The following is a 13,822-nucleotide window of genomic DNA, read 5'->3' on the forward strand; positions in this document are numbered from 1 at the left end:
GGACGAAGGACTCGTAAACGGCGGGGGTAACTATGACCCTCTTAAGGTAGCGTAGTACCTTGTCGCTTAATTGGCGACTTGCATGAATGGATTAATGAGTGCGATACTGTCCCTAACACATATCCGTTGAACCTTTTGTTCTAGTGCAGAGACTAGAGACTCCTGATGGGAAGTGAAGACCCCGTTGAGCTTTACTGCAGCCTGTCGCTGAATTACGATAATTCTTGCGCAGTGTAGATGGGAGGCGTTATATCCAGCACTTTCGGGTACTGGGGAGCCATCGATGAGACACCATCCTAGTTTTGTTGTAGTTCTCACTCTAACGAGGACACCGGTAGGTAGGCAGTTTGGGTGGGGCGCCACACCCTCGAAAAAATATCAAGGGTGCCCCAAGGTCAACTCATGTGAGTCAGCAACTCACAGAAGAGTGTCAAGAGCATAAGTTGGCCTGACGCGATCACGCATAGCAAGTGATCGCGAGAGGAAACTCGGGTCTAACGAACCAATACGCCCTTTTGATGAGGGCTATTGACTACAGAAAAGCTACCACGGGGATAACAGAGTCGTCGCCGGCAAGAGCACATATCGACCCGGCGGCTTGCTACCTCGATGTCGGTTCTTTCCATCCTGGCTGTGCAGCAGCAGCCAAGGGTGAGGTTGTTCGCCTATTAAAGGGGATCGTGAGCTGGGTTTAGACCGTCGTGAGACAGGTCGGTTACTATCTATCAGGAGTGTGTGAAGTCTGAAGGTAAGAATGAAATAGTACGAGAGGAACTTTCATTCGGCGCCTCTAGTGGATCGGTTGTCTGACAAGGCAGTGCCGAGCAGCCACGCGCCAAGGGATAAAAGCTGAAAGCATCTAAGCTTGAAACTCGGCCTAAACAAGAGACTTCGTTACAGGACACGGGTAAAAGACCCGATTGATAGGCTTCGGATGTACGCACGAAGGCAACGACGTGTTCAGTCCGGAAGTACTAACGTCCAAATACTAGTGCTCACCACGCTAAGCCCAGACGAAATTCTGAGTGTAAACCTTATATCCGATCCTGACCAACAGGATAAGGTATTATCCTACACGGTCGCCAAGGTGGCGGAGCGGCCACGCGGCTGACTGCAGATCAGCTACAATCCGGTTCAACTCCGGACCTTGGCTTGGACTGGTGTTCCGATAAAAAGGAATACTGGTCTTCCGAAGAAAAAGCATCTACTTCTTCGGCTGCAAAACAAAAAAAAGCAAATCATGTGGTGATAGCGGCCATAGCTGTCGGGAAACACCTGGTCTCATTCCGAACCCAGCAGTTAAGCTGACACACGTAGTATGCTGTACTGAGGTACGCGAGTCCCCGGGAACCATACCAAGCTGCTATCACCTTTCCTTATTACACGAGTCTTCTTGTAATGTTTCGCTTAAAAGCGAACGCTATCGTTGTTACCTGTATCGTTTCTTAACGGATACCTGAAAGGTTCGCGACCTTCGTGACACGTATCTTCAATAAAATGCCTGCGGCGTACTTGTTGGCAGACGGGCGAAATTTTTCTTGGTTCTACCCTCAGTATGAGGATTGGGGCACAACTTTTTAGAGAATAATGAATACCGGCGTTTTGTGTTCGACTTTCAATACGATTGCCGATGAAATCGCCGTACTTGTAAACGGTTTTTTGATAACTATACTCGTGAAGCCAATGATGGTGTCAGCAAACAGACTTGGAGATTTTAGTTCACCTGCAGCATAGTAGGTATACGACCATATATCCCCCCAAAAACCCGCTGTATACTCGGGAATTACCGCTATCGCGGTTGCCTGAAACTGGCGGCTCTGCTGTATATAGCCGGGGGCGTTACGAAAAAAGGGAATTTTCCCGGTTTATCCCTGGGATGTATGCTTCAGCCGGGTCATGGTTATCGATAAGAGTGTGAGTATAACCCCTGCACTTACCACGAATGAGAGGATCCAGTCCGTTGTTGTCATCACCGGGTTGACCAGTACGTACCAGAGTATCAGCGTACAGTAGGGCATCATCAGGAACATGGTTGTGAAAAGGCCGGGATTGTATCCTTTATGCCGGATCTGGAACAGGCCAATATGCTGGATGTTATTAATCCCCAGCTGGAAAAAGATCGCACTGATTCCGATCCACGGCACCGTATAGAATAGTGCTCCCAGTGTCACCCACGGCCATATCAGGATTGGATTCATGAAAAGGATGTAGGGCTCGTTCAGCGGTACATCCTCTTTGAGGGGAGTGGGCGCAAGGAGGGTTTTTGTATTAAAAAAATTCTTGAAGCCCCCGGGAGCAACGTATTCCTCGAACTCATGGATCATGATGATCGGCAGACCCAGCCACAAGAGCCAGGAAAACATCTGCAGGTTAGGGGTGGTAAAATACAGGATCAGGAGCAGGGTGAAGAGAATCGGGAAGAGCAATGCACCCGTTACCTGCCATGCGGTGTTTAATTTTTTGTACGTAAGCCCGGGAGCGTCCGGGGTTTCATTCTGGTTCTGAATCAAGGTATCCCTCTTTTTTTTTATGTTATCATTGGCATGCGCTGAATGGAATCCGGGACAAATCTTCCCCCTTGCACATTCACGGGTTTTATGCCCCGGCCTGATGCGGATATACGAGATGGAACTGCCCGCCCGCTGTTTTGCATATCCTGGTAAAGAATCAGCGTGCAGAGGCACTCGTTTTCACGCAATTTTCATCTAGGATCGTATTTGGATAAAAAGGCCCCCGGTTTAAATCGGGATCAGATGCCGGTAGTTTCCCGCCCTGTACGGCGATCTCTAAAGAGACCGCGTGGATAAAAACCCCGTTCTCACGTCAAAGAAATTTTTTCATCCGCCTGTTTTGCCGGGCAGAAATTGCAGATGGAGAAAAAAACCTCTTTTTCCCGGTCCCGGATCAGGCAGTAATACTCCCCGCTGCGTTCCTCAACGGCAAATCCCCCGGGGAAGGGCATCCCCACCGGGTGGCCGGGCTTATCGAGGACAAACATCGTAAAGGCTGCCATGAGGTAGTAAAAAAGCCGGTGTTTCGGGGAATAGGCAAACGGCGTCCGGTCCGCATGCTCGTCCCAGCTAAAACAGCCCTCCGGGATCATTGCACAGAACTTATTGAATGTTTCCCGGTCCCGGATGGGTGACGCACGTCCCTCCATGCCTCCCGAACGGTGCAGCAGGAGGAGCCGGTGGTGCGCCCCGAAGATCTGCTCGGTAAAGTACGGGCGGACCCTGGCCCGGTAGGGCTCGGGCAGGGCCTCGACTTCGGTGTACAGCTTTCCTCCCAGCACCTGGAGATCGGCAAGCGTGTAATCGCCCGCGGTCCGTGCAATGCAGTCTGCCAGCTCGTTTTTTGTTCGTGCAGCTGCAAGGGACCGGGCTACCGATCTGACATATTCCTGTTCCTCCGGGGAAGGTGTTCGTGCGATGGTCATTATTTCCTGTTCTTTCCGGATCGGTTGTATGCCCGGGAGTATATCAGTATGCGATCGGTACTCCGGGTTTTTAAAAATATTTATTGAGATTGACCGCGTTCTATCCCGTATGCGATGGATCCTTGTCACCGGGTTTCTTGTGCTTGCCATTCTTGTTGCCGGCTGCACCCAGAATTCAGCCGTTCCTGTAACGCCCACTATCACGCAATCGGTCGATCTCATCACGCCGACTGCCACGCCGACCGCGGTTATCGCGGACGGGATGATGCAGATCAACGTGACGGCAAAACAGAGCGGCCATAATGTTATTGTAACCTATAACGGCGGCGCAAGCGCTGCAAGCCTGACGGCACTCAAGATTACCATCTACGATCAGAACGGGCAGATCGTTACCCGGACCATGGAAAACCCGCAGCCGGGTGATGTGTATACATTCCCCTATGAAGGGGTACCGGATCCATCCAACGTCGACGTTATTGGTATCTTTACCGGTGGCGTCCAGCAGACCGTGCTCATGACGAACCTATAACCTGCTGATGAGGCAGGGTCCAGTTCTCCCATTTTTAGGAAGATTCCTCGGACGGCGTCGATATGTTAACGATACCCCGGAAATAATACCTCCTCTGGTATGTCCCGTCCCGGAAAAAATCCCCTTGTCCCCTGTGCCGTTCCTGTCGTCTTTCTGGTAGCGGCGGTTTTTGTCATCTGCACGCCCGCTGCCGCAACCCTTGTCCTCACCGACCAGTCGTTAGTCCCCGTCCCCCCGCTGGCTCTGGGGAGCGGGGAGCAGGCACGCGTTACCTTCGCCGTTCTCCCCTCGGGTGACACGACGTTTATCGGGACGCACACGCTCCAGATGCAGACCGGGCTGTCCGGTGCCCGGTGGGATATTCAGGTTATTGCAAACGGTCGTGCTGCCGCGCAGCAGTCGGCATCCGGCACATCGGCGTTTGTGAACGGGTATCTCCTCTCGTACCCGGTGACAAGCGACGTCTCGCTTACGGTCGCGCTCAACGGTACGGTCCCGTCAGGTGCAGCCCCGGAAGTAACGATCCTTCAGGTGACCGAACTCGACACTGCGGGCCAGCCTGTTCCGGGGAGCAGTATCCTGATTTCCGCCCCGGTGGTATCTCCCTCTGCTGTACCGGCCGTGTCCCGTCAGGAAACGCAATCTTCCCTGCCCGCATCGCAGCCGTCGCCGACAAAGGCCGGCTCGTCGGCAGTATGCCTCGGGGCGGTTGCTGCCGTACTGGCGCTGTTCGGGTATGCCCGGGTACGGAAGTAACCGGACTATCCGGTGTCCGTCTCATGCCGGCGGCTCGTGACCGCCGCTGCGCACACGCCGCCAAGCGCCAGGCAGGCGCCGATCACCACGAGCCCGGCATTCGTGCTCCCGGTGATCTGGGCCAGGCAGCCCATGAGGGTCGGGCCGACAAAGCCCCCGAGGTTCCCGATCGAGTTGATGACCGCAATCCCGGCCGCGGCCGTGACCTCGGCAAGGAAGAGCGAGGGGAGCGTCCAGAACGGCCCGAAGGCGAGAAAGATCCCCATTGTTGCGATGACGAGCAGGGCAAACGCGATGAGCGGTGAAGAGACGATCCCCGACAGGGCTAGGGCTATCCCCCCCGCGAGCGGCGGGATTGCCGTGTGCCAGCGCCGCTCCCCGGTCCGGTCGGAGTGCCGGGACCAGAGGATCATCCCTGCACCGGCACATGCATAGGGGATGACCATCACCAGCCCGATGGTGGTGTTCGAGAGGCTCGCGTTCATGGACCTGATGATCTGGGGCATCCAGAACCCGAGGCCGTATAACGCGATCACGAGCATGCAGTAGATGAACGCCAGGTGCCAGATCCTTTTGTCGGCCACGACCGAGACAAGGCCGGTATGGCCGCCCTTTTGTTCGCGCAGGGAGTTCTCTTTTTCAATTTCAGAAGAGAGCCAGGCCCGCTCTTCCGGTTCGAGCCAGCGGGCGTTTTCGGGCCGGTCGGTGAGGTAAAAATACGCGACGATCCCAAGGAGGATCGCGGGCAGGCCCTCGATGATAAAGAGCCAGCGCCAGCCGGCCATGCCCAGCCAGTGGACGGAGTCGAGGATCCAGGTTGAGACCGGTGCCCCCACGATCGTGGAGATGGCAAGCGCGGTCATCAACAGCCCGACCGCTTTTGCCTGGTCTTTTCCCCGGAACCAGTAGGTGATATAGAGGAGGACGCCCGGGAAGAAGCCGGCCTCTGCAACCCCGAGTGCGAACCGGAGCACGGCTACCTGGAATGCACCGGTGACAAAGGCCGTAAACATCACCACGATCCCCCAGCTTACGAGGATCCGGGCGATCCAGATCCGGGCCCCGACCTTCTGGAGGATCAGGTTGCTGGGGAGTTCGAAGAAGAGATACCCGATAAAGAAGATCCCGGAGAGAAAGCCGAAGACCTCGCTTGAAAGCCCGAGCGCACTGTTCATCTCGAGGGCCGCAAAACCGAAGTTCACACGGTCGAGGTAGGCGATCACGTAAAGGAGGATCAGAAACGGCAGCAGCCGGACGCTCACTTTTTTTATGGTCCGCTCCCCGATATCCCCGCAGGTGCCGGAGTTCACGTATCCCCGTTGGCAGTACCTGGCATTATGCCTGCCGGTCGGCACTGCCGGCGGTTGCCTGCGACGGTAACTATACTATACCCGGCACCCCACCTGTTCTGCATGGATAACACCGCCGCTGCTCTTGCTGCGCTCCGTGGTACCACGATACCGGAAAAGATGGCCTCTATCGGGGTCGACAAAGGAAGAATGGTCGACATCCGAAATCTCGAGGGGATTGCCCGGGATTACGGAGTTGCGGTCTACCTGTTTTTCGAGAAGGATCTCGCCACTACCCGGAGCCTTGCCGAGGTGCAGGAGGAGTACCGCGGTGTCCCCGAGTACGAGCGGCCCTTTATCCGGGTGGACCGGTTCCTTGCATTTACCAAGGAGAACGATCCCTCCTTTGCCCAGACCATCGAGGAGTTCCCCCTGATGGTCGAGATTGTCAGCGTTGGGGAAGGCCCCGATGCAGAGACCGGGAAGACCGGGCCGTTTGCCACCGGCCTTATGCCGTTTTTGGACGAGTTCGATGTAGATACGGACCCGGTAGCAACCAGAAACGGCCAGCCGCTCTGATTTTTCCCTTCGCAGCTGCCCGCGAGTCACCCCGCCCGGATACGCGTATGGCAAAAAAGTCCCGCCGGTTTATCTGGCAGTTTGTTATCTGCCTTGGCTTTCTCTCGGGGATCTGGACCGCGATCGGCCTTGACCCGGGGGATCTGCTGATATCGGTGGTCGGTTCGGCCATCGATTCCGTCTTCCCGAGCCCCCTTGTCAGGTACCTGTTCGTCATCCTGCCCACCATTCTCCTCGCCATCTCGGTTATCGGGGCCTACCGGAAGGGAAACGTGCTTGGCCTGGTCTCGGTTCTCGTAGCGTACGGGGCGGGCCTCGTGATCCTAGCCATGCCCGGTTTCGGACTTGTCCTGCTCGCACTTGCGGCAGCTGTCGGGTACTGTGCCGCAGCAAAACGCCGGAAAGGAATTGTGTAACCCGGGGGATATACGCAATTTAAATCCCGGCACAACAAAAATTTACGGACATGAGTCTGTTCCCCAAGAAGAATATCATCTGTTTTTTCGATACCATTGCGCCCAGCAAGTACCTGGTAAAATTCCGGAAACTCGCCATAATCGAGCCGTTCATGGGATACGATATCGCGAACCGGGGCCGGCTCTCCCATTACGGCAGCCCCGAGAGGAAGCAGTTCGCTACCTCCTTAAAGAAGATCCGGTCCGAGACCGAGCTGCTCCTTGAGGATATCGAAGCCTACCACATCTATATGGCGGCAAAGATCACCCAGAAGATCCCCGGCGATATTGCCGAGGTCGGCGTGTACAAGGGCGGGTCCGCGAAGATCATCTGCTCTGCAAAAGGCGACCGGGCCCTGCACCTCTTCGACACGTTTGCCGGCCTGCCCAAGGTGGACGAGGTAGACCAGGTCTGGCCGTTCTACGAGGGCAAGTTCGCCGCATCCTATGAAAATGTCAGGGCCTACCTTGCCGGGGAGAAAAATGTCCACATCTACAAGGGGCTCTTCCCCGACACGGCCGGCCCGGTCACAGAGAAGCAGTTCTCGCTCGTGAACCTGGATGTCGACACCTACGAGAGCACGAAAAAGTGCCTCGAATTTTTCTACCCCCGGATGAATGCCGGTGGCGTTATCATCTCCCACGATTACCTGACCGTGCCCGGGGTACGAAAAGCGGTGGACGAGTATTTCACCGACAAGCCGGAGCCGGTCGTGGAAACTGCCGCATCCCAGTGTATCGTAGTAAAAGTCTAATCCCCAGTACGGGGAACAGTCGTTTTTATCTCTCTTTTTTTGGCCGTTTCCTTTCAAAGAAACGGGATTGTTAACTCTGCAATAAAAAAAGGGGTTTATTCCCGGAAGATGAGGATGCCGAAGATCACGAGCATCAGGCCGGCAAGCAGCACGACGATGCCGATGAGCCCCTCTACGGCAACGATAACCTGGGGCAGGAATGCCCAGATTGCCCAGGCCCCGAGGATCACAAGGATGATACCCACAATGAGTGCAGCGATTCCAGTCTTGTCCATAATCAATTCTCCGGATATATCTCTCTCAATGAGACCCTATAAGGATTTGCCGCCCGGTCCGTCCTTCCATTCCCTAATAAAAGAATTTCCCAGGGGAGAGCGCACCGTCACGTCCGCACAAGTTTGAGGATCTCGACCGGGATCTCATGAGCATCCCGGGTATGGAAGGCAAACGTGCGTTTGATGGAAAATGTCCCGCTGACCTGCCCGGCAACCGTCGCCCGCCCTTTGACATATGCATTCACGAACGGCGTCGAACCGGCATTGAAGATCCCGTAGGTCACCGGGGCGATTGCAAGGGCCGCGTCGATAAACGGCCGGTCGGCATGGAGGTTCTGTTTCTGGGCGCCAAACGGCGGGTTCATGACGATCGTGTCACAGGGACCGGCCGTTTCCTGCGCCGTAGCGATATCCGCAGGGATATATTCCACGTCGGCACCGAGAAGCCGGGCATTCTCCCGTGCGATCCGGATCGCATCGGTATCCGTCTCGATGCCCCGGACCGGCGCTGCCCCGAGCAGGGCGGCACCGATGGCAAGGATGCCTGTCCCGCTCCCGAGATCGCAGACCGATTTTCCCTCGATATCTCCCTGCATGAATGCATCGTAGAGGAGCCGGGCGGCAAGCGGTGCCGGTGTCTGGTACTGTTCGAGCCCGGCCCGTGGTTTTGTATATCCCGCACACCGCTGGAGCGCTATCTCAAGCTGCCGGAGTTTCATGCGATCTCGTCGATGGCATAATCGTCCCACGAGCGTTTGCCGCAGAGGATCTCGAACTCTTCGGGGGAGAGGACGGGCTTGGGGAACCTGATCTGATCGTCATAGGCGAGTCGGGGGCAGGCGGTGTTCACATAGCAGTCGAAGCCGAGGTTGAGGAGCTCGTCCGGGCTTACCTCGCGCAGGGCAACGATCACGGCCCCGGGGGAGAGCGCGGCAAGCCGTTCTGCAAGCGCTTTTCGTGCCTGCCCGGACTTGGTGCTCAGGAGAATGCCGATGGTCTTTGCATTGCGCGCTTTCTCGATCACCGCGAAGCGCCGGCGCAGGAGCGTATCGGCACTGACCTCCTGTGCAATTCCTGTCAGCGGGTCGAGCGCCACCACCCGGGCCTTGGTTGCAAGGGCGATCCCGATGGGGTGGAACACGCCCGTACCGACAAAAAGGATCACCGGGGCGCCGGCAGACTTTGCGGCGGCAAAACTGCACCCGAGGACCTGCCCCCGCAGGGGTGTACGGCCCGAGCCTTCGCCTACCCTGACCTCGTACCCTTTCGATGAGAGGAATGCTTCCATGGCAGGTACGAGATGGGCGTGCTGGACGGTCGTGACAAGGCCGACGGTCTTTTCCGGTACGAACGGCAGGGCTTTTTCAAGAACCGCCGTGTCGAAGTCCACGGCCCACGGGATAAAAAGGACATCGTCCCGGGTATCTACCGGTGCATGGCCGAAGTGCACGAGCAGATCGGCGCCATTGGATAAACAATCAAGGGCAAGGTCGCAGGCCCCGTAACAGGGATCGCCGCTCACGACCACCGCAAAACCCGCGGCTTTGAGGGCAGCGGCAGTCTCCGCCGCCTGCCGTTTGAGCCCCGCGGGGAACTGGAGGGCGACCTTCTTTGCCCCGCGGGATCTGAGCTGGGTTATCAGGTCAGATGTGGCGTTCAACGACGTGCACCTTGTCGTCGACATCGATCTTCACAAGCGACTTGTACGGCCGGCCGATATCCGGGTTCCCGCGCTGGATCACGATGCAGACATCTTTTACCTCGGCGCCTGCGATCTCAAGCGCGGCAAGCAGGGCCTTCATCGTGCCCCCGGTACTCACCACATCGTCGATGATGATGATCCGGTCGCCCTTGTACACGCCGTTTAAGTACAGCTCGCCTTTCGAGTACCCGGTCTTCTGGTGGACGGGCACCTCGTGGGGAAGCTTGTACTCGCGCTTGCGCATGACCACCATGGGGATGTCGGTCATCACCGAGAGTACGGATCCGATGTGGATGCCCATGGCCTCGACGACCACGATCTTGTCGACATTGTTTAAGTCGAGGACCTTGATCATCGCGCTGCACACGTCGCGCAGAAGTGCCGGTTCGACAACCGGTACCCCGTCAGTGATCGGGTGGATGAAGTAGTTGTATTCGCCCCTCTTTACCATCGGGCAGGTTTCCAGCGATTCTATCAGTTTTTCAAGCATGCATATCACCAAAATCGGAAAGGAATGCTTCGATGCAGTCTGCGGTTACGTGCGGCATGCAGACGATCCGCATGTGCCCGGCGCGGGTCCAGGAGACCCTCCACGGCGCGGGCGCCTTGTCGCAGACAAACGTCGCGACATTCACGTCGGGCGATGTTGCGGCCCGAACGCCGTACGTTTCCATACCGGCGATCAGGCGCCGGGTATTTTTCATGCACCCGGCAACAATGGCTTTCATGCCCTCGCTCCCCAAGTAATCGAGCACCGCAAGCGCCCCGGCCACCGGGGCCCCCGGCCGGGTGCCGGCAAGGGTATACTCTTTTTTTACCGTGAGGTACGGCGTATCGATGTTGAGCACGTCGAGCATGTCCGGCTCCCGGGTTAACAGGCACCCGGCCGGGATCGTGCTCATGCCCATCTTGTGCGGGTCGACCGCAATCGTGGTGACGCCGGGCAGGGAAAAGTCGAAGGGAATGGGATTGTCGAGGAAGGGGATCACCATGCCGCCAAACGCTGCATCCACGTGGAAGAAGATCCCGTGCTGGTCGGCGATTTTTGCAAGGTCGGCTATCGGGTCGACCATCCCGTACTCCGTGGTCCCGGCAACCGCGACCAGTGCGATCGTATTCCTGTCGATGAGTTCAGCCGCTGCGTCCACGTCCATGCGTTTATCCGGGCCGAGTGGGACGCTCCTCGTCTCGATACTGAGGATGTCGCAGGCTTTCTTAAAGGAGAAATGGGCGGACTGGGGGACGATCACGTTCTGGGCTTTGGTATGGCAGAGGGCTTTTGCAAGCCGGAGCGCCTGGAGGTTTGACTCGGTCCCCCCGCTCGTTGCATACCCCCCGGCATCCGGCTTATGGAAGAGCGTGCCGAAGCGTTCGATCAGCAGCCGTTCAAGAGACGCAGTTCCGGGAAAGAGCCCCGGATCGCCGAGGTTGGTCTCCATGAACATATCGTGCGCCCTGACCGCAACCGGGTGCGGGAGCGTACACATGGAGCTGAGGATATAGCGGTGATCCATATCCTCCCTTTTTTTTGAGGCCAAAAATGAGAAGAGATCGGCTTCTGTACAGCCCTTATTCAGCATCGCGGTTTCTCGCAGCTTCAAGAATGATGCGTTTCTCGGTCTTTGCAACTGCTTCGCGGATCTTTGCAATGGCATCGATGTTTGCCGAGATGCTGGTGATCCCGTGCTCGACAAGCCAGACTGCCATCTTCGGGTCGGAACCTGCCTGCCCGCAGATCGAGCACTCGACATCGTATTCGCGGCACTTCTGGATCGCATTGTGGATCAGGGTGAGGACCGCCGGGTGCCGGGGATTGTACATGTCGGCCACGTTCTCGTTGTTCCGGTCAATGGCGATCGTGTACTGGATGAGGTCGTTGGTCCCAAACGAGGCAAACTTGATGCCTGCCTGGAGGAAGTCCTCGATCATAATGGCGCTTGCCGGGATCTCGATCATGATGCCGAGCGTTGCGTTCTCGACATCCACGCCCCACTCCGCCATCATCGACTTGGCCTTGATGAACTGGTCGGGGTGGGAGACCATCGGGAACATGACACCGAGGTTCTCGTAGCCGGCCTTCCAGAGGCGCTTGAACGCTTCGACCTGGAGCCGGAACTGCTCTGCGCTCTGGAGATCGCGGCGGATGCCTCTCCACCCGAGCATCGGGTTGTGTTCGAGGGGTTCGCTCTCGCCGCCTGCCATGTTCCGGAACTCGTCGGTCGGCGCATCGAGCGTCCGTACCCAGACCGTTTTCCCGGGGAAAGCGTCGAGCACGATCTTGATGCCGTCGTAGAGTTCCTTGACAAACTCCTCTTCCTTGTGGTTGGCGATGAACCAGCCGGGCGTCTTGTTGAGCCCGAGGATGAGGTGCTCGATCCGGAGGAGACCCACGCCGTCTGCGCCCGTTGCTGCTGCCCGGGCTGCTGCCTCGGGGATGGAGACGTTGACCTTTACGCTCGTTGCGGTGACAACCGGGGCTGCCCCGGCAACCACGACCGGTGCCGCGCCGGCCTTTGCCTGCGTTGCGCCGCCTACTGCGCCTTCGTACACAATGCCGAGCTCGCCGTCAACGGTCACCATCTGGCCGTTTGTGAGCTGCTGGGTTGCGGTCTTTGTCCCGACAACGGCAGGGGTGCCCAGTTCCCGTGAGACAATCGCTGCGTGGCAGGTCATCCCGCCTTCGTCGGTGATGATGGCGGCAACCTTGCGCATTGCCGGCACCATGTCCGGGTTGGTCATCCGGGTGACGAGGATGTCGCCCTCTTTTACCGCGCCCGTGTCTTTTGCATCCCGGATAATCGCGACTTTACCGGATGCGATACCCGGCGCCGCACCCTGTCCCTTGATCAGAATCTTTGCATCCTTGCTCTGTCCAGACATGCCCTTTCCCTCTTTTTTCCCGATAGTCGTGATCGGCCGGGACTGGAGGATATAGATCGTCCCTGCCACAATGCCCCATTCAACGTCCTGCGGAACCCCGTAGTGGTTCTCGGCGATCTTGCCGTACATTGCCAGCTTTTTGAGCTCCTCGTCCGAGAGCACCCGTGCGTCCTGCCGGGCTGCATCGACCGGGACGAGTTTTGTGCCGTGGGATCCGTCGGGGATGATCTCCACGTTCTTGTTGACAATGGTCACTTCGGCGATGGTCTCCGTCCGCTGGTCGAAAACATAGTGATCGGGAGAGACCGAACCCGAGACCACAGCCTCGCCAAGGCCCCACGATCCTTCGATGATCGTGAGCGGCTCGCCGCTGATCGGATGGGAGGTGAACATGACACCGGCCTTTTCCGAGTGGACCAGCTGCTGGACCACGACCGCGATGTTGACCGTACTCTCCTCGAATCCCTGCTTTGCCCGGTAGTAGATCGCCCGGGCCCCGTACAGGGACGCCCAGCAGTTCTGGACTGAGGAAATAAGCGCTGCCTCGCCCCGGATATTGAGGTAGGTCTCCTGCTGGCCGGCAAAGCTCGCATCGGGAAGATCCTCGGCGGTCGCGCTCGACCGGACCGCAACGATGAGGTCCTTTTGTGCCATCTTCCCGTACGAGGCTTTGATATCGTTCTGGATTGCCTGCGGCATCGAGGCCGAGGTTACCATCGCCTTGATGGTATCTGCGGCCTGCTCCAGTGCCTCGTTGTTCTCGACATCGAGGTTGTCCGAGACCTTGAAGATCTTCTGGTCAAGACCGGTCTCGACCAGGAACCTGCGGAACGCCTGAGCGGTGACCACAAATGCCGGGGGTACCGGAAGGCCTATCGAGGCCATCTCGCCAAGGGATGCCCCCTTGCCGCCGACCGACGAGATGTCCTCCTTCCTGATCTCTTCGAGCCATAGAATATTGGGCACATCTTTCATGCTCGCACCACTTACTAATCTCTTCTCCCCCCTGTTTAAGTATTCTCATACGTCGCGCCAGACCGTCGGATGAGCCGGCAGGGTGTCGTTTTTTATAATCCTTTAAGAAGAATAACCCTGATTAGGTATCGCGCAGATACTGTATGGGTTTTTATGGCAAACGCACGAGTGCTCGTCAGCGATCCGCTGGC

General features: G+C 57.3%; 14 protein-coding genes, 1 tRNA gene and 2 rRNA genes. 8 read left to right on the forward strand and 9 right to left on the reverse strand.

Annotation, left to right across the window (positions count from 1 at the left end; genetic code table 11):
- From BP758_RS12230 to rrf, 3 genes are all read left to right on the forward strand, one after another.
- Window positions 1–997, forward strand: a 23S ribosomal RNA gene (locus BP758_RS12230); the annotation flags it as partial.
- A gap of 84 nt (window positions 998–1,081) precedes the next feature.
- Window positions 1,082–1,153, forward strand: a tRNA-Cys gene (locus BP758_RS12235).
- A gap of 94 nt (window positions 1,154–1,247) precedes the next feature.
- Window positions 1,248–1,369, forward strand: a 5S ribosomal RNA gene (rrf, locus tag BP758_RS12240).
- A 496-nt stretch (window positions 1,370–1,865) separates the two neighbouring features.
- Here rrf and BP758_RS12245 read toward each other — a convergent pair.
- Window positions 1,866–2,510 carry an HXXEE domain-containing protein gene (locus BP758_RS12245; RefSeq protein ID WP_292371165.1) on the reverse strand — a complete coding sequence of 215 codons (645 nt, stop codon included), beginning with the start codon at window positions 2,508–2,510 and terminating at the stop codon, window positions 1,866–1,868.
- Between the two features lie 308 nt (window positions 2,511–2,818).
- Window positions 2,819–3,436, reverse strand: coding sequence for a DUF2115 domain-containing protein (locus BP758_RS12250; RefSeq protein ID WP_292371166.1), 618 nt, complete (start codon window positions 3,434–3,436; stop codon window positions 2,819–2,821).
- A gap of 109 nt (window positions 3,437–3,545) precedes the next feature.
- Between BP758_RS12250 and BP758_RS12255 the strand changes: the two genes are divergently transcribed.
- Window positions 3,546–3,965 carry a hypothetical protein gene (locus BP758_RS12255; RefSeq protein ID WP_292371167.1) on the forward strand — a complete coding sequence of 140 codons (420 nt, stop codon included), beginning with the start codon at window positions 3,546–3,548 and terminating at the stop codon, window positions 3,963–3,965.
- 99 nt (window positions 3,966–4,064) lie between these two features.
- Window positions 4,065–4,721 carry a hypothetical protein gene (locus BP758_RS12260; protein WP_292371169.1) on the forward strand — a complete coding sequence of 219 codons (657 nt, stop codon included), beginning with the start codon at window positions 4,065–4,067 and terminating at the stop codon, window positions 4,719–4,721.
- Between the two features lie 5 nt (window positions 4,722–4,726).
- Here BP758_RS12260 and BP758_RS12265 read toward each other — a convergent pair whose 3' ends face one another.
- On the reverse strand, window positions 4,727–6,031 hold the full coding sequence (locus tag BP758_RS12265) for an MFS transporter (RefSeq protein ID WP_292371170.1): 1,305 nt from the start codon (window positions 6,029–6,031) through the stop codon (window positions 4,727–4,729).
- A 102-nt stretch (window positions 6,032–6,133) separates the two neighbouring features.
- Between BP758_RS12265 and BP758_RS12270 the strand changes: the two genes are divergently transcribed.
- Genes BP758_RS12270 through BP758_RS12280 form a run of 3 tightly spaced genes read left to right on the forward strand, consistent with a single transcriptional unit; the run spans window position 6,134 to window position 7,799 of the window.
- Window positions 6,134–6,589: a hypothetical protein gene (locus BP758_RS12270; RefSeq protein ID WP_292371172.1), complete on the forward strand. Its 456-nt coding sequence runs from the start codon at window positions 6,134–6,136 to the stop codon at window positions 6,587–6,589.
- Window positions 6,590–6,636: 47 nt separating this feature from the next.
- A complete protein-coding gene (locus BP758_RS12275; RefSeq protein WP_292371175.1) occupies window positions 6,637–7,005 on the forward strand; it encodes a hypothetical protein in 369 nt (122 codons plus the stop codon).
- Window positions 7,006–7,055: 50 nt separating this feature from the next.
- Window positions 7,056–7,799 carry a TylF/MycF/NovP-related O-methyltransferase gene (locus BP758_RS12280; protein ID WP_292371177.1) on the forward strand — a complete coding sequence of 248 codons (744 nt, stop codon included), beginning with the start codon at window positions 7,056–7,058 and terminating at the stop codon, window positions 7,797–7,799.
- Window positions 7,800–7,894: 95 nt separating this feature from the next.
- On the opposite strand, the gene BP758_RS12285 is transcribed toward BP758_RS12280, so the two are convergent.
- The 6 genes from BP758_RS12285 to ppsA form a co-directional block, all read right to left on the reverse strand.
- A complete protein-coding gene (locus tag BP758_RS12285) occupies window positions 7,895–8,074 on the reverse strand; it encodes a hypothetical protein (RefSeq protein WP_292371179.1) in 180 nt (59 codons plus the stop codon).
- A gap of 107 nt (window positions 8,075–8,181) precedes the next feature.
- Window positions 8,182–8,793, reverse strand: coding sequence for an METTL5 family protein (locus BP758_RS12290; RefSeq protein WP_292371181.1), 612 nt, complete (start codon window positions 8,791–8,793; stop codon window positions 8,182–8,184).
- Window positions 8,790–9,758, reverse strand: coding sequence for a diphthamide biosynthesis enzyme Dph2 (gene dph2, locus BP758_RS12295; protein WP_394339204.1), 969 nt, complete (start codon window positions 9,756–9,758; stop codon window positions 8,790–8,792). The genes BP758_RS12290 and dph2 overlap by 4 nt, the downstream gene beginning before the upstream one ends.
- A complete protein-coding gene (gene hpt / locus BP758_RS12300) occupies window positions 9,718–10,266 on the reverse strand; it encodes a hypoxanthine/guanine phosphoribosyltransferase (protein WP_292371185.1) in 549 nt (182 codons plus the stop codon). Before hpt ends, dph2 begins: the two co-directional genes overlap by 41 nt.
- Window positions 10,259–11,356 carry a tyrosine decarboxylase MfnA gene (gene mfnA, locus BP758_RS12305; protein ID WP_292371188.1) on the reverse strand — a complete coding sequence of 366 codons (1,098 nt, stop codon included), beginning with the start codon at window positions 11,354–11,356 and terminating at the stop codon, window positions 10,259–10,261. The genes hpt and mfnA overlap by 8 nt, the downstream gene beginning before the upstream one ends.
- Window positions 11,346–13,631: a phosphoenolpyruvate synthase gene (gene ppsA, locus BP758_RS12310; protein ID WP_292371187.1), complete on the reverse strand. Its 2,286-nt coding sequence runs from the start codon at window positions 13,629–13,631 to the stop codon at window positions 11,346–11,348. The genes mfnA and ppsA overlap by 11 nt, the downstream gene beginning before the upstream one ends.
- Window positions 13,632–13,822: the final 191 nt, after the last annotated feature.

Origin of the sequence: Methanoregula sp. UBA64 (genome assembly GCF_002502735.1) — an archaeon.
Classification (GTDB): domain Archaea; phylum Halobacteriota; class Methanomicrobia; order Methanomicrobiales; family Methanospirillaceae; genus Methanoregula.